Below are 20,999 nucleotides of genomic sequence, written 5' to 3'. Positions count from 1 at the left end.
AAATAAGTAATAATAAATGTTAAGTAATCACTTGTTACGTTTCTCAGCTAATTCTACAACCATATCAAAATGACGTTTAATCATTTCCACATCCTCTGGTGAAAGGTTTTTCCACTTTTCTATATCAAAGAATCCCATATCGTTTATGCCAAGTTGTTTAACGTGCCTAGAAATTTCTTTGAGGGAATCATAGTGCTTTTCATTTGTTGAAGAAAGGGGGATTTCCTCTTCCTCGCCAGTAATAATAAAATGTGTTGAACAACCTAAAATATTTGATAAAACAACTATGTCATTAGGATCAGGATATGTGTACTCTCTTTCCCAGTTGGAAATTACTTGAGGTGATACTTTCATGTGAATAGCTAATTCTTTTTGAGTTTTATTTATTCGTTTCCTTCCTTCACGAATTCTTTCTCCAATTCCATTTTTCAAGATAGTTCACCTCTCTATGCTTTTGTATACGAATAACTGTATAAGTTAGTTAGTTACACACCAATACATTAATTTTAACTAAAACTAACGAATTTCGATACATAACTAACGGTATTTGAGAAAATAATAAAAAAGGGAATTGACTATAACGGAAATCGTTAGTATATTAGATATAACGGATAACGTTACTTAAGGTGGTGTTTAAGATATTAGTTATAGAAAATGTAGAAAAGATTCGAAAGGCAAGAAGAGTTACTAAGACTTTTATAGCAAATAAAACTGGTTTATCTCTTCAGGGGTATAGACATATTGTAAACAAAGATGTTCGTTTAGATGTAGAAAGATTAAAGAAAATATCGAGCGCTTTAAATGTACCAATATGTATTTTTTTTGACGATGAACTAACGGAATCCGTTATGAAGAGGATAGCAAATGAATTTGTAAATTAACACTGATTTACAGAAAGGAGAGCTGACAATATGAATCAACTTCAAGAATGGTATCGCATTATACATCTTCAAATGAAACTGATGGATATTACGTATGCGCTAGACAACGATTCGAATTATTCAAAAGAAGATGCTGTGCAAGAGTTGTTGGAGCTTATTCAATATTTAGATGGTGAAAAAACATATATTCACGAAAAGAAGTGAGGTGCAAACGTGGATATCTCTTCAGTAGAAAATACGACAAACCTATGTGTTTTTACTCTCAGTTCTGCACTATTTTTTGTAGCAACTTATATTATCGGTACTTATTTAGAAAAGAAATGGGGGATGGATGATGAGCATTGAGCAAATCATCAAGGAATCAATTCGTGAAGTAATTCGCGAAGAGATCCAATCAGCATTGGCTGATTTTCAACACCAAGCGCAACCGAATAGAATCATGCGCACGAAAGAAGCGGCAGCGTATCTCAACATCGCTCTTAGCCGTATGTATGAACTAGCAAATCATCCGCAGTTCCCAACAATACGGGATGGAAGAAAGTTATTGTTTCAGCAAAAAGATTTGGATATGTGGCTGGAAAGTCAAAAGGAGGATACATCATGGCACTAGTTTTAAAAAAAGACGCTGAAAAAGCGAAAAAGCTAAATGAATTTCTGAAAATTTGCGATAAAAAGCAAAGCGAAGCGTTAGATGCACATAACGAAAAAGAATTTTACATCTGGGTAAAGGAAGCAAGGCTTGCTAGAAGGGAACTTGCAGCAATGTATCGATCAAGGGAAAGACACGATGAGGAACTTGCAAGAGATAAAACACACATACAGGGTATCATTCGTCGCTTACGAAGCCAAGGCATCGATGCATCAGTCGTTGAAAGAGCCCATTACATAACGCTTTGTGAGGGGATGGTGTAGATATTTGGTAGTGCTAATAAATAAAAAAGACCCACGGCAATGGGTCCTTAAAAAGATACTTGTAGTTAGTATATCACGGAAAGAGAGGAAATAGTACATGCAGATAGATCATGTTAAGTGCAATGTACTGTTACCTCAGAAGTTTTGGAAAGAATCAAATAGCAAAGATGAATTGAAACAAAAAATTGAACGATATTTCAGTATTAGTTATCCCAATTATTCTGTTAAACGAATTGAAAAAAGTGGAGAATCATACATTGCGCTATGCACGAGGGAGGAATAAAGAACATGGCTATTTTTAGACAAGTTCAAGTATCGTTTTGGCAAGATGTAAGGGTCATTGAAGAAATGACATCAGAAGATAAGTATTTTTACCTTTATCTACTTACAAATCCATGTACTACGCAAATCGGTATTTACCAAATCACAAAAAAACAAATAGCTTTCGATATAGGTTATTCACCAGAAGCTGTTAATGCACTAATTGATAGATTTGAAAAGCACCACAAGTTAATTAAATACAATGCAGAAACAAGAGAATTAGTTGTAAAGAATTGGGCCAAGTACAACTTGAATAGAGGTGGAAAACCAATTATTGATTGTGTTACCAAAGAACTTAAAGATGTAAAAGATAGAAATCTGTTGCGTTTAGTAATTCCAAATATCAGTAATGAATCAATTAAAAATGTATTTCTTACATTCATTGACGATACGCCACACGATACGTCTAACGACACGTTAACGCCAAGTGGGGAAGAAAAAGAACAAGAACAAGAAGAAGAAGAAGAAAAAGAAAAAGAACAAGAAGAAGAAGAAAAAAAAATTAAAAATTATCCAGTAGTAGAAAATCTCGCAATCGATTTTTACATGAAAAATTTTGGGGTTATTTCTCCATTCATGGGAGAAGAAATAAACAATTGGGTAGAGGATCTTAATGAAGACCTAGTTGTTAAAGCGATGCAAATTACTTTAGAAAACAATAAACGGAATTGGTCGTATGTAAAAGGGATTTTAAAAGACTGGCATAGTAACAATTTCAAAACAGTTCAAGATGTAGAAGCAGCTCAAGAAGCATTTCGTAGACAGCAGCAAAACAAAAAACGCATAGGTACAGGTTATAAAAAAAGACAAGAAGTTGTACCAGATTGGCTTCATCAACAAGAAGAACAAGAGAGTGAATCTCAACAACAACAAAATGAAAGTCCAGATATAGAGGAAGAACGTAAACGATTAGATGCTGTATTACAAAAATATAAGCATAACAGAGGAGAATGATGTTATGAAAAACACAGGCATTGTAAGAAAAGTGGACGAGCTTGGTCGTGTAGTTATTCCAGTTGAAATTCGTAGAACGTTAGGTCTTGTTGAAGGTACGCCACTAGAAATACATGTTAATGACAAAGACATTGTTTTAAGAAAACATGAGAAAGCTTGCCTAGTTACAGGTGAGCTTTCTGAAGACAATGTTGAGCTATTGAATGGAAGAATCACTCTAAGCTCAAAAGGAGCAAAAGTGTTAATTGATCTTATCCTTGAAAAGGGAGAAGAGAAGGGGTGGCTTGGTAAATGACTCTACAATTCAAGTTCAAAATGCAAACAGTATTTGAACATTGGAGATGCCCACATGTAATTGTTGCTGAGTCAGAAAAAGATGCTAAGTATGAATACTATCGAACATTTAACAGAGGATTTTTCGAAATGGAGTTTCAAGAGTTTGTAAAGTATATTGAATGCAACAATTTAGGAATAGCAGATATAAAACAGTTCTTTGGAAATGAAGAAAGATTCCGTAGAATGTGCAAAAAAAGAAGAATCACATTTGCTTATTTAGGAATGAGAGTTCAAATTCTAGGACGGATGGGAACAATTGTTGGCAATTATAAAAATGATTTATACGTATTGTTTGATGGAGATACCCTTCCATATAGTTGTAATCCAATGTTCGAGATAGCGTATTTCGATAAAGATAGACGGGTTATCAAGGATACAAGAAAAGGCGTTTATGCAGTTTAAGATTACTAGTCTTATAAGGTAAGGAGAGTATGAAGAAATGGTGAAGCAGTTAAACATTTTCGATGTGGAGCCTGAAATCATGCAGTTTGATATTAGTAAAGCAAATGTAAAAAGAAGAACTGGCAATATTACATACACTGATGTACGCGTACAGATTCCTTCTAATGCTAAAAGTATTGATGAACTACCTCGTACAACTAAACAAGATGATCGTTATGAAATTTTTGAAGAGCATGCAATTGGAATATGGCGTTTCCAACGTGATCGTGACAACTCTTTTAATTGGGAAGCAGCTGAAGAATTATGCAAAGCAGCAAGGGATCATAAAGAAGCTATTCCAGTACGTGTGTATTTAGGAAGTGGATTTTGTCCTGTAAATGTTGTGGAGTATTTGAGATAAAAAAGACCAGGTAGATTCCTGGTCACATAGGGTACTCATCGATAGATGAATATCCTAATTATAACTAAAACAAAGGGTGGGGCGTCTGTGCAAAAGGAAATCTTTACAAAAACTAAACAATTAACAGCTGAAATAGATATTTCTCAGAATCAAATCTATGTTGTGAAAGATGGCCGTGTCATCTCAGTGGAACCACCAGTAAGCGGATATGGTGAACAAGTGGCAGTATGGGTTAATGGAAAAGTAGATCGAGTGGATACTAAGTTTACTGAAAAGATAAAATAATCCTTTGTTAAGGAAAGGAGATAAGTAACATGGCGGTAGCATGGCAGCACGAATCAATGAAAGAATCACGTTTGAAAATATACGTTGCTTTAGAAGAAGCGAATTTCCTCTGGGACGAAAGGGATGTCGTTCTTTTTAGAAAGTTATGGAATGAAGGAATGAGTTTACCGGAATTAGCAAAACGTTTGAGAAGGCATCAAACAGAAGTTGCTCTTCTTATTTTAGATCAGGCAGATAAGTATCAAATTAAAAGTAGACCGCTTGGCTTAGGGGTTTGTTAATAAAAGTGAAGGGAGCAGGAACAATGTTAAACATTCAAAAGATTTTCGAAGCGCAGGAGCGACTGGATCGCAAGGTTGTAGAAGTACACGGTTTGGAAGATAAGAACTTAACTGGTGATGTAACACATGCGCTATATACAGAATTAGGTGAGCTTTCAAACGAGAATGGATTCTTCAAGTACTGGAAAAAGAATAAGAGTGATGACAAGGTGCGTCAATATGATGAGTGGGCAGATTGTATGCACTTTGTAGCTTCGCTTGGTAATAAATATGGACATGTTGAATTGATAATCGGTTCAGATAGGCATTTGAGATTAGCAAATAAATTCAAAGATGCCAAAAGCAGTTTTCATGAATTGTTTGGAGTTATGTACAAAGCTGATTACTCATGTATTTTTGATTACGCTAAAGCATTAGGAGCTTTAATTGCTATTGGATACAAGTTAGGAATGAATCATCAAGATATGATGGATTCGTATTTTGCTAAGAACAAAGTTAATTATGAACGGTTAAGTAACGGATATTAGTACCAATTTTGAATTTTGGAGGAAAGTGAGGTAGTAAGAATGGAACAATGTCCGGGGTGTAAAACGTTTTTAGTAAGCTGTCCTTGTTGCGAAGAAAGTTTCTGTCCTGATTGTGGTATTCCTGAGGGAGCATTAGAAACAATGGTGGAAGAAGGAGATTTCGAAGATTAATACAAAAGCGTTATTTTAAAGAAAAAGAACAGCTAGCAAAAGCTAACTGCTGTACTTAATTTATGGCTTATTCCAAAAAAGTGACATACCACCAAAATATAAAATTATTAAAAGGAAAAGTGCTATGAAAATGATTAAAGAAATCTTTATCCATGAAATTTTCATCAGTAAACCTCCTTTATTAAGAATATTAACATCTATTTAAAATTTGAACAAAATAGTTATTTGAGAGAAAGGAAGAATGGCGTGAGCGGAATACTAGCGAAGTTTTCATATAAGCAATTACACACAATGAAACACGCAATATTGAAATATATGATGCGCGATGGAAGTACGGAAGATGATTTTAAAAGTGAACAAGCGTTATTACTTAAAATCAATTATCTAATTGAAGAGATGAAAGAGCGTAACAATATCAAGTAACAAAAACACTATTTCAGAGCAAGGGGGAATGAGAGTGATTCCATGGGACAAGCGGATATATGCTTTGTATCAAGGTGATCAGTTTATTACAGAAGGAACTATATTGGAAATTAGCGCTGGAACAAATAGGACGTTATCGTATCTAAGGTATTTACTTACTCCGTCTTATGCTAAAAAGTGTGGGAACAGTACAAGCCGGATTAGGTTGTTTCAATTGGATGAGGGGGATGAAGAGTGAACGAGTTTTATTTTCAAACTATCGAACGTGAAGAACGGTTTTTCGTTTATAAAAATCGTGATGAATATAAAAAGCATCGTGACGAAATGGAAGCGGATGGTTATGAGATTAAATGAAATATGGGTATTGAAGAAAGAGTTGATGATCTGCAAAAGCTACATGATTTATATGGAGATATAGAGGTTCATGAAAGTGAGGACCTTATGGGATGGAAAGGGACATACTTTTATCGTGTTGGTTACTACAGAGAGCGCTTAGTTAAAAAGAGTGTAACATTATAAAAATTTCATTTTGTAGTAAAGGGGAATCGTGATGAAAGTATATAAATTTAGTGATTGTGATTGGGTTTGTGCAGAAACGGATGATCAAGCAAAAACGTTTTATAAAGAAGAGACGGGTTTTGACGATGATGATATAAACGAATGTTTCGAAGGTGAAGTAAGTTTACAAGAAACAATGTATGTGGACATAGATGAACTTCCGGAAAGCGAAAAGAACAACTTCCAATTTGGTAAACCATATGGAGATAAAATATTTGTCCACAAGACTTTTGAATGGGTAATTAAACACGAGAATATTACTGAACCTTGTATCATCGCTTCTACAGAACATTAAAAGAGCAGCTAGCAAAAGCTAACTGCTCACCCTTGGAGAGGGGAGAATAGGCCTACAGATTGTGAGTTCTAGGAGTAGCCTGTTTGTAGTATGTGCAGATGGTGAAATATTATGCGGAGGGGAATAGAAGTAATGAGTGCAAAAGTGAAAGATTTAACTGGTAAACGATTTGGACGATTGACAGTGATTAGAGATACAGGTAAGCGTACAACAGGTAATAGTACAAAGTATCTTGGTGTTATATGGGAATGCGTGTGTGATTGTGGAAAACATACAGAAGTATTTGCTGGGAATTTAGGAAAATGCACTCGATCATGTGGGTGTCTAAACAGTGAAATGGCCAGAGAACGTTCAAAAGAGAATTTAACAGGGCAGAGATTCGGAAGGTTAGTAGTTATTAAAGAATCTCAAAAACGAACAAAGAGATCGATTTATTGGGACTGCATATGTGATTGTGGTAATTATAAGGCGGTACAACCGAGACACTTGAAAAGCGGCAGGATAGCATCATGCGGTTGCTTACAGAAACAGTTAGGTGCTGAAAAAATAAAAAGAACAATTGAACACAATAGAAAAAATGTATTTGTTGAAAAAACTTCTTTGAATGCACTTACATCAAAAGTACCTTCTGATAACACTTCTGGCGTAAAGGGAGTGCGCCCTGTCAAAAAAAGCGGTAAATGGAAAGCGTATATAACAATTAATAAGAAAAATATAACCTTAGGGATATTTACTGAAAAAGAAGATGCTATAGCAGCTCGAAAAAAAGCTGAAGAGAAATACCATAAACCGATTTTGGAAAAGTACGGAATTACTGCACAAAACAAATAATGTATGTTGTTGTATTAATTCTTAACAAAATAATCCTTTTAAAAAGGAGATTGATAGTATGTCTAAATTAAAGAAAAAGAAGATGAGAAAAGCTATTATGCGTCGCGCTAAGGCAGTTGATAACCATCGGGTTGCAAAGGCATGGAGAAATCTATTTGTAAAAGATGGAATTTTAAAATAAAGGAAACAAAATATGGTCTGGCTAGAAAACTAGAGGACATCAAATCATTAAAGCAGTAGCTTATTTGCTGCATAGTGGTTGGTGTCCTTTTTATTTTTATAAAGGGAGATGTGGGGAATGAAGGCATTAAAAGACCAATTACGTGAGTGGAAAAAACAATCGCAACAGATTAAAAAGAAAAATAAGAAAAAACGAAAGGAGCAGCTGAGTAAACGTGACATCGAAGATTTGATGGGGATTCGCGGGCCACGATATGAACGTAGACGCGGCGCATTAAGACAAAAGTAATTAAAAATAAAAAGGAGTGGTCTTACATGACTAAACAATTATCTTTCTTACCAAAAATCGATAGAGCAGCTACACAGGAAAAGTTGGAAGGTGTTCTTGAAAGTGTACGTATATATAGACAGTTTGGAATGATTCGTAGAGAAATGAAAGTCACTCCTTCTTATGTAGTTAGAGAACATGGTCCTACACATGCAGTTGGTAACCCGTTAGAAGATGTTGTAGTAGCAAATATGCAGCAAAGTGAACGAGAAGAGTGGCTTGAGAAAATGTCATTCCGTATTGATCAGGCATTGAGTCGTTTTGGTAACAGCCAAGCCGGAAAGAATCAAAGAGACATTATTATCAAACGTTATTTAGAAGATGAAGATGTATGTGACTACATAGTTTATAACGAAATTGGCATGAGCGAACGTACTTATCGACGTGTTAAAGCAAGAGCGTTCTATAAGCTTGCTTTTGCTCTTAGATTAGAAGTTTATGAGCAAGAACAAACTGGAGGTGATGAACAATGAACTTTGTTCAACCTCTCCGTGATCCAGAGCAGATACAGCAAATAAAGGAGTATCTGAAAGAGAAGAGTGAACGCAATTATATCCTGTTTGTAATAGGAATTAACACAGGGTTACGTATTAGTGATATCTTGAAACTGAAGGTTGGTGACTTGAAAGGTAGTCACATCTCAATGCGTGAAATGAAAACAGGTAAGCAGAAACGGATTCAAATTACTGCAGCATTAAGAAAAGAATTGAAATGGTTTATTGAGGAAAGAGAAGATCATGAATACTTAATTAAAAGCAGACAAGGTAGTAACAGACCAATAGGCAGGAGCATGGCATATAAGATACTTAGAACAGCGGCAGCTGAGTTTGGGTTAGATGAGATAGGCACACATACATTACGTAAGACATTCGGATATCATATGTACATGCAGACAAAGAATATTGCGTTGCTAATGGAGATATTCAACCATTCATCGGAAAGAGTAACGCTTAGATATATAGGAGTAAACCAAGATGCAATGGATAGAGCGATGACTAGATTTAAAATCTAATTATCGCTTTTTCTTTTTTATTTCTTACAGTTAACCATTTTTATTGTGTTGTGTAACTCAAAATAGAAATGCTTATAAAGTTGCTGATATCAAGGGGTTCAGCGTTTAGGACAGTTACACAAAATATAAGATATGGATAACTAAATGTAATATATGTTATAATTATACAAGATTTGTAATAATGAAGAAAAAATGGGGAGGAGATCGTTTGAATTTAAATTGGCATAATACTTTAAAAATATTAGATACATATACTCAATATAGACATTTTCAAATTCTTTTTGATAAGTTTAATTTAAAGAAAAGATCATCTAGAGATGATATGGTTAAAGTACTTCAAGATACGGTTACAAATGTTGGGCTTTTAGGACCAATAATCCCTGAATCATTTTTAGAAGAATGGTTAGCATTACATCAAATTGATGGGAATAATTATACGTATGTATATAATTTGCAGGAAAGTATAAATAAAGAAACATTAGAGGGTTTATATAATAACAGGAAAAATCTAGTGAGTATGAAGTTGTGGGAAATCGACCCTAATAATGAATCAGAAGATATCAGTCAAGTTATGACTAATTTAAACGACATTACTTTGACGGGTATACATAGGAACGAATTAAACGGTAGCTATGTATTTTCATTTGTTTCACCATGTGAAGTCAGTAGTTCAAGACAAGATGGATCTAATAGAATATATAAAAAAATATTTTTTAGTCATTTCGTTTGCTTCGACAACGTTAATGATTGTAAGATAATTTTTAACCCAACGAGTAATCTTTTAAACGTAAATGGTGTGAGAAAAGATAAGAGGCATGACTGGACTCCAATTGCTAATATGATTTTTGAAAAAGTGAAAGAATATATTGGAGAAGTATATATAAAAGCACCAACTTGGATTCCGCAAGCTTTATATGAATTAGCTGAAGACGCAACGAGTCATAATAATCCTAAGATTACCGCAGCCTCATTTAATGCCCAATCAAAGATTGTTGACTTTGCAACTAAGCTATTGAAAGAGGCTGATATCGATACCGATAATGAGCCAGCTTTAGTTAATCGTTTAATTCAGGATATTCAATTGTCATTTGAAGTGCAGTTGTTGGAGAATTATGGGCCTAGTGATGACGATGAGGAAAACTCATTTACAATATTTAAGCAAAGATCTGATGGAGTAACACATATAATTAGTGTAGAATCAACTGAGGATGGTTTTACAAGTGGTCCTGCGGCACAAGCAGCAAAGCGATCTAGACAAGATGGGGATATAGATTTATTAGGTGTAAATCTAAAAAAAGGTGATAGGGTACATAAATTTTTAGTCGAACAAGGAAGAGATGCGTATTTAATTAGGGGTACAAATACCTTTATTGAAGAGGAAGTGGTAAACATTGTTATCCGTAGACTTAACCAATATAGAGAACAAATACAAGTTGCCACCGGAAATAATACAGAAAATCCAGAAGGAACTTCTGTCACTCAGGCCAAATGACATTTTAACTAAAAACAAATTAGCAAGAGTTGCTACACTTGATTTAGATAGTGCAGAAAAAATATTGATTGAATTATACAAAGAGAAATATTTACAGATTGTTATTCGTGTCAATTGTAATGGAGAAGAATACGAGCACTTTGTATGGTTTAATTCACTTAAAGACTATTATTCTGCACCAAAAGATTTTATTTGTAATGAGTGTGGATCTTCTTACGATTGGAAAAATGCAAAAGTGGGATTTAAAAGGGGAATCTACAGATGATGAACTTAGAAGCCTTTACTGATTTGCAGAATGTTATAGCACAAATGGATGCACCTGAGTTTGACAATATTTTTTGGCAGCCAATTGATAATAATGAAGATTTAAAAATATTTGATGCGCATATTAAAGAAATTGAGGAAAGTAAAGATTGGCCTAGAAACTTAAATTGGAAAAAAGGTGGAGTACTCGAAGATTTTGCTATGTTCCTTTTTAAAAGGTTTCAAGATGTTGAAGTTTCCAAAAACAAAAGACCAGGTGATAATGAAACTGATATTGAGACAAAATTAAGTGAAAAAGTACTTCCGACTTTTATGCTTCAATGTATTGGTCCGAAAATTATATGTGAATGTAAGAATTATAAGAGTAAATCAGTTGATGTGGGAATGGTAACAAAACTTGCTGAGATACTACCTACTAGAGATTCTTCTTTCGGAATTTTCATTTCACAATTAGGAATTGGTGGACAGGGTTGGAGATATGGAGAAGGTAAGAGAAAAAAGATTATGTATAAAGATAGATTGCCTATAATCTCTTTTACTATAGATGAGTTAAAAGAGTTAAGGGATGGGGAAAATTTCTATACAATGATTAGACAAAAATATTATCAACTAATTGATGAAGTTGATGATGAAACAGCAGATCTTCCTGATGAATTTCATCCTGAGTATAATAAGAGAATACAGGAATATGTTAGCCATTTTTATAAATGTGGTTTATTAACAGCTAATGAGTTTGAAGTATTACAAAAAAAAGTTGAAGAACGATATGGTACTATATTGGAAGATTAATTGTTTTGTGTTTTAAATTTATTTATTGGCAGAGTCGTGACCGTTTTTTGACCGCAAATGTGCCGGTTGATTTTGGATTCATCGTGTTATATTTGTATTGTGAGAAGTGGCGGAGATAACACGACTCATAAGGATATTTTTATAATTAAAACGGTCCTTTTTGTATCATGATTAAGACCTTGATTTCCGCCAGCTTCGATGTTGCTGGTTGAATGAACATTGAAGTATTGAAGAGCTTTTGTTCTTCTTCCAGTCACTTGATGTCGTATCGTTCAGCGTGCAACAGTATAAATTGATATCAAGTGATTGAGAGAAGGGTAAAACTTCACATACCGTACATTAATTAAATAAAAGAATAGTAGAAGTTAGAGCATCCATTTGGGTGCTTTTTCACATTTTCCGAAGGACGAGCATATACTGCTTGTACACCGTTTAACTTGAATATCGTAATCCAAATCCCAATGAAGAGTGCTTGCGGAAACAGGTGCTCTTCTTTTTATTGTGTAGAAGTTTGCCGATTTTAATTAATAAATTACATTACAGCATCTAGTCGGGTGCTGTTTGTTTTGAAGGAGCAAAGTGACTATGAAATTTGAAGAAGCATTCCCTCATATGCGTGAAGGTAAGATTATTAAAAGTAAAAGTACTAAATATGGTCTGAAGTTTAATTATGAAACATTTGGCTGTGAAGATAATAATGACCGTATGATGATTGCACATGTGAATGATGAAAAGAAAATTATTTGTTATTCTAGTCTAGAATCTGAAGATTTATTAAAAGAAGATTATGAAGTTATAAAGTAAAAGCTAGGACTAGATGCCCTAGCTGATAGAGAAGTAGTATTATAGTGAATTAGTATTTATATTCTACAATAAAGTCAGGGTCATTTTGCCAGAAGTAACTTACAACTGGTTTACCATTCGCAACATCATCTTGATCAGCTGTAAGAATTTGTTGATTAAGGTCTTTACCAGTAGTGTTGATTACTGTTGAACCTGTAGGAAGAATACTAATAAAACGAACTTGACTTGTTGCAGGCATATTAAATCCTTTAAATGGAACTGTAGCATATAAGAAGTAAGAACCATTTTCATTAGGATAAACAGAGTATTCATAACTTACTCTGTAAAAATAATCTGAACCAATTTGTTGAGGTGTTACTTTAGTAAGATATTTTCTTACTAGACCGAGCATTGCGTCTTCTGTAGTTTCTTGTTCTCTACTTGGATCGCTAGATTCTGTTGCAAAATCACTTAAAGCTTGCGTGATGTATGATTCTGTCATCGGTGCTAAATTCACATGACTTAATTTTAGCATTTCGAATATATGTGGAGGAATTAGTTCCATTTCTGGTGGAACTAACAGTGCATCATTTTCAGTGATAGGCTCACTTAATTGAAAAATTGCTTCCACTCTTGCTTTGTCATAAGGCTGACCATGTCTAGAAGTTGGAATGATAGTGATTAGGGTTTCTTGATTAATACAATTGTACATGTTTTACCACCTTTGTTGTTTATTTACTACTTCTCTTCAATTTGTTAATTCGTCAAAATGGAACACATTTCCTCCTGATTCAACAAAATATATCTTTATTAAGATAATTTAACATGAGGTGGTTGATATAGCTAAAGAGTACAAAACCAAACAACAGAAGCGTAAGTTCTATGATAGTGGCGAGTGGAAGATTCTACGTGAACAAGTAAAGAAGCGTGACAACTATGAATGCCAAGAGTGTAAACGTAATGGTCGTGTTCGTATTGATACCAATGAGTACAGCAAACGTGCAAAGCGTAAGAAGATACAGTTAGTTGTCCATCATATCAAGGAGCTGGAGCATAATCCGGAACTTGCACTTGAAAAAAATAACCTTGAAACAGTCTGTGTGGATTGCCATAACAAAGAGCACGGAAGGGTTTTCGAAGCGAAAGAGTCAAAATGGAATGACGAGAAGTGGTAAATATACCCCCCGGGTCAAAAGTTTTAACTCTTGGGGGAAGCTGGCACCGGAGGAGGGCTTAACTGTCAGGTTTTTTTCGATTTTACGCGCGTAAGGGGGGTGGGTAAATGTGGCTGTTAGCATTACAAAATTGAAAGAGCAGCTAATGAACAGTATTGATATTGCGGATTTAGTCGAGGTCGAAAAAGTAGAACGATATATTGATCTAGTTAGGGCTTTTAGAAAAATAAACAGCACTATTAAAAAAGAGGGTGAATCCGTAACAATCAAAAATGGATCTCAGTTGTTTGTGAAGGCCCATCCTCTTATAAGTGAAAGAAATAAAATTAACAGTTCTTTAATTGCATTAGGAAGAGATATAAAATTCGCTCCTAAATCTAACACTCCTAATGTGGGCTATAGCGCAAGTGATTTAACATGATCAGGCAAAAGTACGTTGATGAATATATCGAACTTTATCGAACTGGAAAAATAAAGTTCAACAAAGAAAGAGAACTGTTAATTGAATATCTAGAAAAATACGTTTTAAACAGAGACGATTTGTATTTTGATGATGAAATGATTGAGAGCTGTATCCGCTTTGGTGAGAAGTGGTACTTTCCATTACAGTCATTTCAAAAATTCTTAATAGCATTCGTCTTTTTATTTTATAAGAAGAATGACCGGGTGTTTTATCGTAAATTCCTGTGGATGTTAGGGCGCGGCGGCGGAAAGAACGGGTTAATATCTGTTATTATTCACTTTTTAATTAGTGAATTACATGGTATTCCAGAGTACAACATTTCCGTTGTTGCAAATAGTGAAGAACAAGCAAAGACAAGCCCCGATGAGGTTCACAAATGTGTTAAAAGAAATGAAATTTTAAAACAAGCTTTCAAAACAACCTTGACACAAACCATTTCAAAAGCTACTGGCAGTGTATTGAAGTTTAGAACATCAAACGGAGACACAAAAGATGGTCTGCGTGATGGTGCAGTTGTATTTGATGAAATACATCAATATGAGAGTAATAAAGATGTCCGCGTCCACATCAGCGGCTTGGGAAAAAAGAAAAACCCGCGTGAATTTTATATCGGTACAGATGGATATGTACGAGATGGCTTTTTAGATAAGTTAAAAGAAAAGGCTATGAAAGTTTTAAATGGTGAAGCTCGACCAAATGCTGTATTTCCTTTTATTTGTAAACTTAATGATGAAAGTGAAGTTGATGATCCAGATAATTGGGAGCTTCCAAATCCTATGTTTTCAAAACCGTTAAGCGAGTATGCTGAAGGGTTATTTGAAACGATAAAGGAAGAATATGAAGACTTAGAGGATGACCCAAGCAACCGTGAAGAGTTCATGACGAAGCGAATGAACTTGCCTATTACTGATTTAGAAAGGTCAGTTGCAAAATGGGAAGAGATTGCAGCAACTAATCGTGAAATGCAGGATTTACGTGGCCATGAATGTATTGGTTCAGTCGATTATGCCAGTATTCGAGACTTCGCATCATGTGGATTGTTATTTAGAAATAAGGGTGATTATTTATTTAAAACACATTCTTATGCTCGTAAGGAATTTGTTGATAAATACTATAGTTATTCAAAAAAACAAGATGCTGAGACAGCTGGTAAGAAGAAATTCGCTCCTATTCGAGAGTGGGAAGAACAAGGCCTTCTTTCAGTTGTGGAAGGAGAAACAATTGACCCAAATACCTTAGTAGCATGGTTCGTTGAAATGCGAAATCATTATGAAATTAAGAAAATTATTATCGATAATTTCCGTGCGGACTTGTTACGGACACTTTTTGAAGATGCTGGATTTGAGGTTGAAGTGATTCGAAATCCTAAAGCTATTCATAGTTTGCTTGCCCCTAGAATTGAAGTTGCCTTTGCTCATCGTCAAATAGTATTTGGCGACAATCCATTAATGCGTTGGTATACAAATAATGTCCTTGTTGTTATCAAAAAAGATGGTAATAAATTTTACGAAAAGAAAGAGCCAGTTCGTAGAAAAACAGATGGTTTTCAAGCGTTTGTACATGCTATGTATCGAGCTGATGAAGTAAGAGAAATGGATATTGGTGCCGCGCTAGACTTACTGAATGCTTTGGATTTTTAAGAAGGGGGTGAGAGAAAATTATGAGTTGGTTGTCTGATGTACTTGGTAAAAATAAAGAGATTAATAAAATGTTAAATGATTATGATTTCTTCGGTATTGAAACAAGTCAAAGAGCATATTTGAAAAAAATGGCTTTAGAGACTTGTATTAATTTTATTGCTCGAACCATTTCATTATCTGAATTTCGAATAATGAAGGGTGATAAACGTCAATACAACGACTGGCACTATTTATTGAATATCAGACCGAATACAGATCAAAGCGCAGCTGATTTTTGGCAAGATTTCGTGTATAAACTGATATTTGATAATGAAGTATTGGTCATTCTTACAGATCAAAATGATTTGTTAATTGCAGATAGTTTTGATCGTATCGAATATGCTGTATTTCCTGACGTTTTCAAGAGTGTCACTGTAAAGGATTTTACGTTTCAAAGGTCTTTTCGAATGGATGAAGTCATTCATATTACTTACAACAACGAAGAATTGACAAAGTTTATGAGTGGAATGTTTGAAGATTATACGCAACTCTTTAGTCGTATGATTGAAACCAATATGTTTTCAAATCAAATTCGTGCAACAGCTGAAATTGAAGCAATTCAGAATTTGGAAGGGGAAAACCGTACCAAGTTACAAAGTTTTATGGATAAGCTGTTTGGTGCTTTTCGTAACAATGCTTTCGCGATTGTTCCAAAGCTAAAAGGTTTTAATTATGAAGAAATAGCAGATGGATCAAATAGTGGAAAATCAGTAGATGAACTATCAAAATTGAAAAAAGATTTGATAGACCATGTTGCCAATATTTTAGGGATTCCTACCGCTCTGGTACGTGGTGATATGGGTGATTATGAAACAGCAATTAAAGCTTACATTAAATTTTGTATCAGTCCTTTAGTTAAAAAAATTGAAGATGAGTTGAATGCGAAACTAATTGAAAAAAAGAGTTTTCTAGCAGGGGAAAAAATTGAAGTGACAGGTGTTAAAGAAAAAGACATTATCGATCATGCTGAAGCAGTAGATAAATTAGTAGCAAGTGGTGCATTTACACGAAATGAGGTGCGAAAATTGTTTGGTGCTGAACGTTCTCATAATCCAGAACTGGACAAGTTTGTAATTACAAAGAATTATAAATCTGCTGATTCTGTTAAAGGAGGTGATGAAAAGTGAAAAATAAAATCCAACACATACCGTATCAGTTTTCCAATCAAGCAATTGCAGATAATGATGAGCATGAGATGGTGTTATCAGGATATATAGGAAGAAGTAGCTGGTGGTATGAAGCTATTAGTGCTGAAAGCGTTAGAAATGCTTTGAAGGATGTTAAATCATCTACGCTTAGAATTAAGTTAAATAGTGGTGGTGGCGATGCAGATCAAGGAGTTGAAATTTACAATTACTTAAAGGATTTAGACAAAAAAGTAATTGTGGAAGTCACATCACTAGCAGCGTCTGCAGCATCAATCATTGCGATGGGTGCCGATGAAGTAATTATGCGTACAGGCTCACGCATGATGATTCATGAAGCTTCAACAATAGCGTATGGAAACAAACAAGATATTCAAAAAACGTTGAATGCACTGGAAGCATACGATGAGTCGATTGTATCAATTTATCAACAAAAAACTGGTAAAAATCGTGAAGAGATTACAACCTTGCTAGAAGCTGAAACGTGGTTTACGGCTGAACAAGCAGTAAAAGAAGGTTTTGCTGATAAAGTGGAATTCGAACAAGAAGAAAATGATTCTGGTATTACTGATGACCAAATGCAAAAGATTATTGATCAAGTAACGAATAAGTTACAACAAAATATGAATTTATCAAATGAACCTAATCCGGTATCACCTCCCCCTGTGGAAGGAAACCAAAAACGGAAAAGGTTTTTTTAATGCTTAAAAATTAGGAGGAAAACATTTATGACTATGAAATTAAAAGGTACAATGGAAAATTTCAAAGCGAAAAAGCAAGCGTATATGAATCTAGTAAAAGCAGAAGATACAAAAATGGAAGATTTATCTGCAGCATTTGATGATATGTTTGATACGCTTGTGACAGATTTAGGTGAAAAAATCTCAGCAGAAGCGCGTATTGAAGCACAAGATGCTCAAATTTTAGCATCACGCGGCCAAAATGTTTTAACTTCAGAAGAACGTAAATTCTTCAATGCTGTTGTTCAAGATGGAGGATTCAAAGATGACTCTATTTTACCTGTAACAACTCAAGAACGTGTATTTGAAGATTTAATTGCAGCTCATCCTTTACTTGATGCAATTGGTTTACAGGACTTAGGGGCTGTTACTCGTTTTATTTACTCTGATCCAACAAAAACCTACGCATGGGGTTCTTTGTTCGGAGAAATTAAAGGTCAAGTTAATACTGCATTCCGAGAAGAACAAATTGGACAATTGAAGCTTACAGCTTTTGCAGCTATCCCAAAAGATATGCTTGAATTGGGACCAGAATATGTTGAAAGATATGTTCGTACCCTTTTGGTGGAATCATACTCTGTAGGTCTTGAATACGGATTAGTTAATGGCCGTGGTCCGGCTCAAAGTGAACCAATTGGTTTAATGAAAAATGTTGATGCTGATACAGGTGCTGTGACAGATAAAACTTCATCAGGAACACTAACTTTTGCTCCATCTGAATTTGGTCAAGTTGTGTCTGGTGAATTACATGATGTTATTAAAGCATTATCTACTGATGCTAAAGGTAAATCTCGTAAAGTTTTAAATAAAGTAGTTATGGTTGTGAATCCTGTAGATGCTATTAGCGTACAGGCTCGTAACACTATTCAAACAGCAAATGGTCAATGGGTAACAGCATTACCATATAACATTCAAGTGGTTGAATCAGAAGAAATTCCATTAAAGAAAGCATTATTCTTTGTGAAGGATGCTTATATTGCAGCTCTTGCTGGTGGTTACAAAGCTAACAAGTTTGATCAAACATTGGCGATTGAAGATGCAATGCTTTATACAATCAAGCAATTTGCAAACGGAAAGCCAAAAGATAATAAAGCAGCATTATTATACGATTTAGATATTAAATTCGCTGTAACCGTACCAGCTCCTTAATTTTGGATAGTCTTAGGAGGTATTTAAATTGACTCAATACAAAGTAGTAAGTCGTTTCAAAGAGACTAAGCATGCAGGACATATTTATGAAGTTGGAGATATGTATCCTGCAGATGGTAAAAAGGCAAGTAAAGCAAGATTAGAAGAATTGTCAACGACAAAAAATAAATACCAACAGGTTTTTATTGAAGAAGTAAAAGAAGATGGAGAGTGATGTGAATGAGCATCACAACTGAAATATTAGATCAATTTAAAGAAAGGATGCGCTTAGGTGATGATGAAGATGAAAACCTAAAACGCATCCTTTCTGCATCGAATCAAAAATTAATCAAAGTATGCGGAGCTTATGACATTAATACCGATGAAGTGTTCAAGGAGTTAGTCTTTGAACGATCGCGGTATGTTTATAACGATGCTCTTGAGTATTTCGATAGAAATTTTTTAAGCAATATCAATAGCCTTAGTATTGAAAAAGCGCTGGAAGAAATCATATTGAGTGGTGATTGATATGAAGCCTTTTAAATATAAACAGTCATTAAGCGCAGCGAAGTTAAATAAACGAATCACTTTTCAATCTAGAGAAAGTGTACAAGATGCCGAGGGCAACTGGACAGAAGGTGAATGGAAAGATGATTTCACTGTGTGGGGATCCATTGTTGGTGCTGGAAGCATGAGAAGTCCAGAGGTAACTGTAGCTGGTGCTCTAGGTGTAAAATCACCAAAACGAATTACTATTCGTGTAAATAAGAATTTAAAACATAATATGAGAGCGACCTATAAAGGTCGTCTTTTTGATGTTTTAGATTTTGATTTCGCCAAGGATTCGGATTTATATTATGAAATCATCTGCAATGAGGTGGGAATCAATGGCTAAGTTTGAATTTGACGGCATTGATGAACTTGAACAGATGTTTGAAGAAATCGGCGCAGATATAGATGAAACTGATCAACGTGCTTTAAAAGTTGGTGGTGAAATCATTGCTGAAAAGCAAAGAGATTTAGTCAATCGTTCTGGTAAGAATCAGCCACACATAGAAGACAACATTCGTGTCTCTAAGGTCAAAAATTCTGAAGAAGGCAAATTTGTTGAAGTTGGTCCAAACAATAAAGTTGCTTGGCGTGCCCATTTTCTTGAGCTCGGAACAAGTAAGATGCCAGCATATCCATTTATTGAAAAGGGTGGAGATGAGGGTGAACAAGAGGCTGTGCAAGCGATGGAAAACGTGTATATGGATGTGTTGGATAAATGAGTTTTGATGCAAAAAGCGAGCTGTTATCCAGCTTGAAAGCCAACATTAACCTAGTTACTTTGTGCACTGGTGGGTTTCATAATCGCAAGGCGAAAGATGTTAATGCTTATCCTCGTTTAGTTTATACAGAAATTAATAATGCGGATGATGAGTTTGCTGATAATGAAGCAATTTCATCTGAAGTTCGTTTTCAAATAAGCATTTTCACAAATGAATCTAATGTTTCCAAAGAAACACCCATTGCGAAAGAAGCGGATAAGGTGATGAAGGAATTGGGTTATTCTCGTTACAGTTCAATAGATCTGTATGAAGAAGATGACCAAGTATTTCACAAAGCTGTGAGATACGTAAAAACATTTAATTAGGAGGATTTTTATTTATGGGAAAATTACTTTTCGGTTTAGATATGTTCCATATCGCTGAATTAACTACAGATACGTTAACAGAAGCTTTATTCGGAACGCCTGAACATTTACCTGGTGGCGTTAGTGTTAAAGTCGATCCAAAAACAGAAAGTGAAACATTTTATGCTGATAACGGTGCATATGCGGTGCTTAACAACATGGGTGACATTGATGTTGAGATTGAGGTGGCTGATTTACCGTTGGTTCTGCAAAAGAAAATCTTCGGTCAAACAGAGGAAAATGGCGTGTATTTCTCTAGTGTGAATGATGTCACGATGGAATTAGCGCTCGCATTCCGTGCGAAGCTGTCCACGGGCGGATACCGTTATTATTGGTTCTTGAAAGGTAAATCAGAACTTTTACCGATTGAAGGGAAAACGGCCGAAGGAAAAGTAACACCACAAACTTCTAAATTAAAAATGAAGTTCATGCCATTACAGCATAATGGTCGTTGGAAAGCTGAAGCAGAAGATGGAGGGACATTTACAAAAGGAGATAACTGGTTCAAACAAGTGGTGTATAAAGAATCAGTTCTTACACCAACACCTTAATAGATTGAGAGGTTCTAT

Annotated in this window: 38 protein-coding genes; 36 read left to right on the top strand and 2 right to left on the bottom strand. The window is 34.8% G+C overall.

Annotated elements, in window-relative coordinates; all coding sequences use genetic code 11:
- Positions 1–27 precede the first annotated feature (27 nt).
- Positions 28–432 carry a helix-turn-helix domain-containing protein gene (locus NKR74_RS15010; RefSeq protein ID WP_253630115.1) on the bottom strand — a complete coding sequence of 135 codons (405 nt, stop codon included), beginning with the start codon at positions 430–432 and terminating at the stop codon, positions 28–30.
- Positions 433–626: 194 nt separating this feature from the next.
- Here NKR74_RS15010 and NKR74_RS15005 point away from each other — a divergent pair, with 194 nt between their 5' ends.
- The 24 genes from NKR74_RS15005 (at position 627) to NKR74_RS14890 (ending at position 12,446) form a co-directional block, all read left to right on the top strand.
- The gene (locus tag NKR74_RS15005) at positions 627–881 is read left to right on the top strand and encodes a helix-turn-helix domain-containing protein (RefSeq protein ID WP_309247639.1); all 255 of its coding nucleotides are present in this window, start codon (positions 627–629) and stop codon (positions 879–881) included.
- Positions 882–911: 30 nt separating this feature from the next.
- Positions 912–1,085 carry a hypothetical protein gene (locus tag NKR74_RS15000; RefSeq protein ID WP_253630113.1) on the top strand — a complete coding sequence of 58 codons (174 nt, stop codon included), beginning with the start codon at positions 912–914 and terminating at the stop codon, positions 1,083–1,085.
- Positions 1,086–1,215: 130 nt separating this feature from the next.
- A complete protein-coding gene (locus tag NKR74_RS14995; protein ID WP_253630112.1) occupies positions 1,216–1,491 on the top strand; it encodes a helix-turn-helix domain-containing protein in 276 nt (91 codons plus the stop codon).
- On the top strand, positions 1,482–1,793 hold the full coding sequence (locus NKR74_RS14990; protein WP_253630111.1) for a hypothetical protein: 312 nt from the start codon (positions 1,482–1,484) through the stop codon (positions 1,791–1,793). Before NKR74_RS14995 ends, NKR74_RS14990 begins: the two co-directional genes overlap by 10 nt.
- A 288-nt stretch (positions 1,794–2,081) precedes the next feature.
- Positions 2,082–3,068, top strand: a complete 987-nt coding sequence (locus NKR74_RS14980; protein WP_253630110.1) for a DnaD domain-containing protein — start codon at positions 2,082–2,084, stop codon at positions 3,066–3,068.
- Between the two features lie 4 nt (positions 3,069–3,072).
- Positions 3,073–3,363, top strand: coding sequence for an AbrB/MazE/SpoVT family DNA-binding domain-containing protein (locus tag NKR74_RS14975; protein WP_253630109.1), 291 nt, complete (start codon positions 3,073–3,075; stop codon positions 3,361–3,363).
- Positions 3,360–3,806: an MFS transporter gene (locus NKR74_RS14970; RefSeq protein ID WP_253630108.1), complete on the top strand. Its 447-nt coding sequence runs from the start codon at positions 3,360–3,362 to the stop codon at positions 3,804–3,806. The genes NKR74_RS14975 and NKR74_RS14970 overlap by 4 nt, the downstream gene beginning before the upstream one ends.
- 37 nt (positions 3,807–3,843) lie before the next feature.
- Positions 3,844–4,206 carry a cell division protein SepF gene (locus NKR74_RS14965; RefSeq protein WP_253630107.1) on the top strand — a complete coding sequence of 121 codons (363 nt, stop codon included), beginning with the start codon at positions 3,844–3,846 and terminating at the stop codon, positions 4,204–4,206.
- 99 nt (positions 4,207–4,305) lie between these two features.
- A complete protein-coding gene (locus tag NKR74_RS14960; protein ID WP_253631164.1) occupies positions 4,306–4,491 on the top strand; it encodes a DUF3954 domain-containing protein in 186 nt (61 codons plus the stop codon).
- Between the two features lie 29 nt (positions 4,492–4,520).
- Positions 4,521–4,772, top strand: a complete 252-nt coding sequence (locus NKR74_RS14955; RefSeq protein WP_253630106.1) for a helix-turn-helix domain containing protein — start codon at positions 4,521–4,523, stop codon at positions 4,770–4,772.
- Positions 4,773–4,777: 5 nt separating this feature from the next.
- Entirely contained in the window at positions 4,778–5,299 is a 522-nt protein-coding gene (locus tag NKR74_RS14950) for a dUTP diphosphatase (protein ID WP_253630105.1), read from the top strand.
- Between the two features lie 39 nt (positions 5,300–5,338).
- A complete protein-coding gene (locus NKR74_RS23965; protein ID WP_301287708.1) occupies positions 5,339–5,470 on the top strand; it encodes a hypothetical protein in 132 nt (43 codons plus the stop codon).
- 246 nt (positions 5,471–5,716) lie between these two features.
- The gene (locus NKR74_RS14945; protein ID WP_253630104.1) at positions 5,717–5,893 is read left to right on the top strand and encodes a DNA strand exchange inhibitor protein; all 177 of its coding nucleotides are present in this window, start codon (positions 5,717–5,719) and stop codon (positions 5,891–5,893) included.
- Between the two features lie 34 nt (positions 5,894–5,927).
- On the top strand, positions 5,928–6,131 hold the full coding sequence (locus NKR74_RS14940; RefSeq protein ID WP_375337673.1) for a hypothetical protein: 204 nt from the start codon (positions 5,928–5,930) through the stop codon (positions 6,129–6,131).
- A 119-nt stretch (positions 6,132–6,250) separates the two neighbouring features.
- Positions 6,251–6,412, top strand: a complete 162-nt coding sequence (locus NKR74_RS14935; protein WP_253630102.1) for a hypothetical protein — start codon at positions 6,251–6,253, stop codon at positions 6,410–6,412.
- 31 nt (positions 6,413–6,443) lie between these two features.
- Entirely contained in the window at positions 6,444–6,746 is a 303-nt protein-coding gene (locus tag NKR74_RS14930) for a hypothetical protein (protein WP_301287707.1), read from the top strand.
- Between the two features lie 132 nt (positions 6,747–6,878).
- Positions 6,879–7,577, top strand: a complete 699-nt coding sequence (locus NKR74_RS14925; protein WP_253630100.1) for a hypothetical protein — start codon at positions 6,879–6,881, stop codon at positions 7,575–7,577.
- Between the two features lie 58 nt (positions 7,578–7,635).
- The gene (locus NKR74_RS14920) at positions 7,636–7,758 is read left to right on the top strand and encodes a DUF3983 domain-containing protein (protein ID WP_253630099.1); all 123 of its coding nucleotides are present in this window, start codon (positions 7,636–7,638) and stop codon (positions 7,756–7,758) included.
- Positions 7,759–7,875: 117 nt separating this feature from the next.
- Complete coding sequence (locus NKR74_RS14915) at positions 7,876–8,046, top strand: hypothetical protein (RefSeq protein WP_253630098.1); 171 nt, start codon at positions 7,876–7,878, stop codon at positions 8,044–8,046.
- Between the two features lie 26 nt (positions 8,047–8,072).
- Entirely contained in the window at positions 8,073–8,558 is a 486-nt protein-coding gene (locus NKR74_RS14910; protein ID WP_253630097.1) for an ArpU family phage packaging/lysis transcriptional regulator, read from the top strand.
- Positions 8,555–9,097 carry a site-specific integrase gene (locus NKR74_RS14905; RefSeq protein ID WP_253630096.1) on the top strand — a complete coding sequence of 181 codons (543 nt, stop codon included), beginning with the start codon at positions 8,555–8,557 and terminating at the stop codon, positions 9,095–9,097. The genes NKR74_RS14910 and NKR74_RS14905 overlap by 4 nt, the downstream gene beginning before the upstream one ends.
- 181 nt (positions 9,098–9,278) lie before the next feature.
- Positions 9,279–10,589: a hypothetical protein gene (locus NKR74_RS14900; RefSeq protein ID WP_253630095.1), complete on the top strand. Its 1,311-nt coding sequence runs from the start codon at positions 9,279–9,281 to the stop codon at positions 10,587–10,589.
- A gap of 261 nt (positions 10,590–10,850) precedes the next feature.
- Complete coding sequence (locus NKR74_RS14895; RefSeq protein WP_253630094.1) at positions 10,851–11,642, top strand: restriction endonuclease; 792 nt, start codon at positions 10,851–10,853, stop codon at positions 11,640–11,642.
- A gap of 585 nt (positions 11,643–12,227) precedes the next feature.
- Positions 12,228–12,446: a hypothetical protein gene (locus NKR74_RS14890; RefSeq protein ID WP_253630093.1), complete on the top strand. Its 219-nt coding sequence runs from the start codon at positions 12,228–12,230 to the stop codon at positions 12,444–12,446.
- 49 nt (positions 12,447–12,495) lie between these two features.
- Here NKR74_RS14890 and NKR74_RS14885 read toward each other — a convergent pair whose 3' ends face one another.
- A complete protein-coding gene (locus NKR74_RS14885; RefSeq protein ID WP_253630092.1) occupies positions 12,496–13,137 on the bottom strand; it encodes a hypothetical protein in 642 nt (213 codons plus the stop codon).
- A 127-nt stretch (positions 13,138–13,264) separates the two neighbouring features.
- On the opposite strand from NKR74_RS14885, the gene NKR74_RS14880 reads away from it, so the two are divergent.
- The 12 genes from NKR74_RS14880 (at position 13,265) to NKR74_RS14825 (ending at position 20,981) form a co-directional block, all read left to right on the top strand.
- Complete coding sequence (locus NKR74_RS14880; RefSeq protein ID WP_253631163.1) at positions 13,265–13,600, top strand: HNH endonuclease; 336 nt, start codon at positions 13,265–13,267, stop codon at positions 13,598–13,600.
- A gap of 109 nt (positions 13,601–13,709) precedes the next feature.
- A complete protein-coding gene (locus tag NKR74_RS14875) occupies positions 13,710–14,021 on the top strand; it encodes a P27 family phage terminase small subunit (protein WP_253630091.1) in 312 nt (103 codons plus the stop codon).
- Positions 14,018–15,703 (top strand): terminase TerL endonuclease subunit, encoded by a 1,686-nt coding sequence (locus NKR74_RS14870; protein ID WP_253630090.1) that lies wholly within the window; start codon positions 14,018–14,020, stop codon positions 15,701–15,703. Before NKR74_RS14875 ends, NKR74_RS14870 begins: the two co-directional genes overlap by 4 nt.
- 20 nt (positions 15,704–15,723) lie before the next feature.
- Positions 15,724–16,869, top strand: a complete 1,146-nt coding sequence (locus NKR74_RS14865; RefSeq protein ID WP_253630089.1) for a phage portal protein — start codon at positions 15,724–15,726, stop codon at positions 16,867–16,869.
- Positions 16,866–17,588, top strand: coding sequence for a head maturation protease, ClpP-related (locus tag NKR74_RS14860; RefSeq protein ID WP_253630088.1), 723 nt, complete (start codon positions 16,866–16,868; stop codon positions 17,586–17,588). The genes NKR74_RS14865 and NKR74_RS14860 overlap by 4 nt, the downstream gene beginning before the upstream one ends.
- Positions 17,589–17,615: 27 nt before the next feature.
- Complete coding sequence (locus tag NKR74_RS14855; RefSeq protein ID WP_253630087.1) at positions 17,616–18,776, top strand: phage major capsid protein; 1,161 nt, start codon at positions 17,616–17,618, stop codon at positions 18,774–18,776.
- A 28-nt stretch (positions 18,777–18,804) separates the two neighbouring features.
- Positions 18,805–18,990 (top strand): termination factor Rho, encoded by a 186-nt coding sequence (locus NKR74_RS14850; RefSeq protein ID WP_253630086.1) that lies wholly within the window; start codon positions 18,805–18,807, stop codon positions 18,988–18,990.
- A gap of 5 nt (positions 18,991–18,995) precedes the next feature.
- Complete coding sequence (locus tag NKR74_RS14845; RefSeq protein ID WP_253630085.1) at positions 18,996–19,283, top strand: hypothetical protein; 288 nt, start codon at positions 18,996–18,998, stop codon at positions 19,281–19,283.
- A 1-nt stretch (position 19,284) separates the two neighbouring features.
- Positions 19,285–19,650, top strand: a complete 366-nt coding sequence (locus tag NKR74_RS14840; RefSeq protein WP_253630084.1) for a phage head closure protein — start codon at positions 19,285–19,287, stop codon at positions 19,648–19,650.
- Positions 19,643–20,026, top strand: a complete 384-nt coding sequence (locus NKR74_RS14835) for an HK97-gp10 family putative phage morphogenesis protein (RefSeq protein WP_253630083.1) — start codon at positions 19,643–19,645, stop codon at positions 20,024–20,026. Before NKR74_RS14840 ends, NKR74_RS14835 begins: the two co-directional genes overlap by 8 nt.
- Positions 20,023–20,391, top strand: a complete 369-nt coding sequence (locus tag NKR74_RS14830; protein ID WP_253630082.1) for a DUF3168 domain-containing protein — start codon at positions 20,023–20,025, stop codon at positions 20,389–20,391. The genes NKR74_RS14835 and NKR74_RS14830 overlap by 4 nt, the downstream gene beginning before the upstream one ends.
- A gap of 14 nt (positions 20,392–20,405) precedes the next feature.
- Positions 20,406–20,981, top strand: a complete 576-nt coding sequence (locus tag NKR74_RS14825) for a major tail protein (RefSeq protein WP_253630081.1) — start codon at positions 20,406–20,408, stop codon at positions 20,979–20,981.
- Positions 20,982–20,999 lie beyond the last annotated feature (18 nt).

The sequence above is a fragment of the Bacillus sp. 3103sda1 genome (genome assembly GCF_024159135.1).
In the GTDB taxonomy this organism is placed as follows: domain Bacteria; phylum Bacillota; class Bacilli; order Bacillales; family Bacillaceae_G; genus Bacillus_A; species Bacillus_A rhizoplanae.
The sequence above is the reverse complement of the archived record's forward strand: the minus strand, read 5'-3'. Positions and strand labels throughout refer to the sequence as shown.

Coding starts and splice junctions, on each gene's coding strand:
- NKR74_RS14935 (WP_253630102.1), top strand. CDS start 6,251: ATGGGTATTGAAGAAAGAGTTGATGATCTGCAAAAGCTACATGATTTA.
- NKR74_RS14870 (WP_253630090.1), top strand. CDS start 14,018: ATGATCAGGCAAAAGTACGTTGATGAATATATCGAACTTTATCGAACT.
- NKR74_RS14970 (WP_253630108.1), top strand. CDS start 3,360: ATGACTCTACAATTCAAGTTCAAAATGCAAACAGTATTTGAACATTGG.
- NKR74_RS14915 (WP_253630098.1), top strand. CDS start 7,876: ATGAAGGCATTAAAAGACCAATTACGTGAGTGGAAAAAACAATCGCAA.
- NKR74_RS14890 (WP_253630093.1), top strand. CDS start 12,228: ATGAAATTTGAAGAAGCATTCCCTCATATGCGTGAAGGTAAGATTATT.
- NKR74_RS15000 (WP_253630113.1), top strand. CDS start 912: ATGAATCAACTTCAAGAATGGTATCGCATTATACATCTTCAAATGAAA.
- NKR74_RS14835 (WP_253630083.1), top strand. CDS start 19,643: ATGGCTAAGTTTGAATTTGACGGCATTGATGAACTTGAACAGATGTTT.
- NKR74_RS14925 (WP_253630100.1), top strand. CDS start 6,879: ATGAGTGCAAAAGTGAAAGATTTAACTGGTAAACGATTTGGACGATTG.
- NKR74_RS14840 (WP_253630084.1), top strand. CDS start 19,285: ATGAAGCCTTTTAAATATAAACAGTCATTAAGCGCAGCGAAGTTAAAT.
- NKR74_RS14955 (WP_253630106.1), top strand. CDS start 4,521: ATGGCGGTAGCATGGCAGCACGAATCAATGAAAGAATCACGTTTGAAA.
- NKR74_RS14865 (WP_253630089.1), top strand. CDS start 15,724: ATGAGTTGGTTGTCTGATGTACTTGGTAAAAATAAAGAGATTAATAAA.
- NKR74_RS14825 (WP_253630081.1), top strand. CDS start 20,406: ATGGGAAAATTACTTTTCGGTTTAGATATGTTCCATATCGCTGAATTA.
- NKR74_RS14900 (WP_253630095.1), top strand. CDS start 9,279: ATGAAGAAAAAATGGGGAGGAGATCGTTTGAATTTAAATTGGCATAAT.
- NKR74_RS14855 (WP_253630087.1), top strand. CDS start 17,616: ATGACTATGAAATTAAAAGGTACAATGGAAAATTTCAAAGCGAAAAAG.
- NKR74_RS14975 (WP_253630109.1), top strand. CDS start 3,073: ATGAAAAACACAGGCATTGTAAGAAAAGTGGACGAGCTTGGTCGTGTA.
- NKR74_RS14965 (WP_253630107.1), top strand. CDS start 3,844: ATGGTGAAGCAGTTAAACATTTTCGATGTGGAGCCTGAAATCATGCAG.
- NKR74_RS14845 (WP_253630085.1), top strand. CDS start 18,996: ATGAGCATCACAACTGAAATATTAGATCAATTTAAAGAAAGGATGCGC.
- NKR74_RS14995 (WP_253630112.1), top strand. CDS start 1,216: ATGAGCATTGAGCAAATCATCAAGGAATCAATTCGTGAAGTAATTCGC.
- NKR74_RS14895 (WP_253630094.1), top strand. CDS start 10,851: ATGATGAACTTAGAAGCCTTTACTGATTTGCAGAATGTTATAGCACAA.
- NKR74_RS14930 (WP_301287707.1), top strand. CDS start 6,444: ATGAAAGTATATAAATTTAGTGATTGTGATTGGGTTTGTGCAGAAACG.
- NKR74_RS14830 (WP_253630082.1), top strand. CDS start 20,023: ATGAGTTTTGATGCAAAAAGCGAGCTGTTATCCAGCTTGAAAGCCAAC.
- NKR74_RS14910 (WP_253630097.1), top strand. CDS start 8,073: ATGACTAAACAATTATCTTTCTTACCAAAAATCGATAGAGCAGCTACA.
- NKR74_RS23965 (WP_301287708.1), top strand. CDS start 5,339: ATGGAACAATGTCCGGGGTGTAAAACGTTTTTAGTAAGCTGTCCTTGT.
- NKR74_RS14920 (WP_253630099.1), top strand. CDS start 7,636: ATGTCTAAATTAAAGAAAAAGAAGATGAGAAAAGCTATTATGCGTCGC.
- NKR74_RS14905 (WP_253630096.1), top strand. CDS start 8,555: ATGAACTTTGTTCAACCTCTCCGTGATCCAGAGCAGATACAGCAAATA.
- NKR74_RS14990 (WP_253630111.1), top strand. CDS start 1,482: ATGGCACTAGTTTTAAAAAAAGACGCTGAAAAAGCGAAAAAGCTAAAT.
- NKR74_RS14980 (WP_253630110.1), top strand. CDS start 2,082: ATGGCTATTTTTAGACAAGTTCAAGTATCGTTTTGGCAAGATGTAAGG.
- NKR74_RS14885 (WP_253630092.1), bottom strand. CDS start 13,137: ATGTACAATTGTATTAATCAAGAAACCCTAATCACTATCATTCCAACT.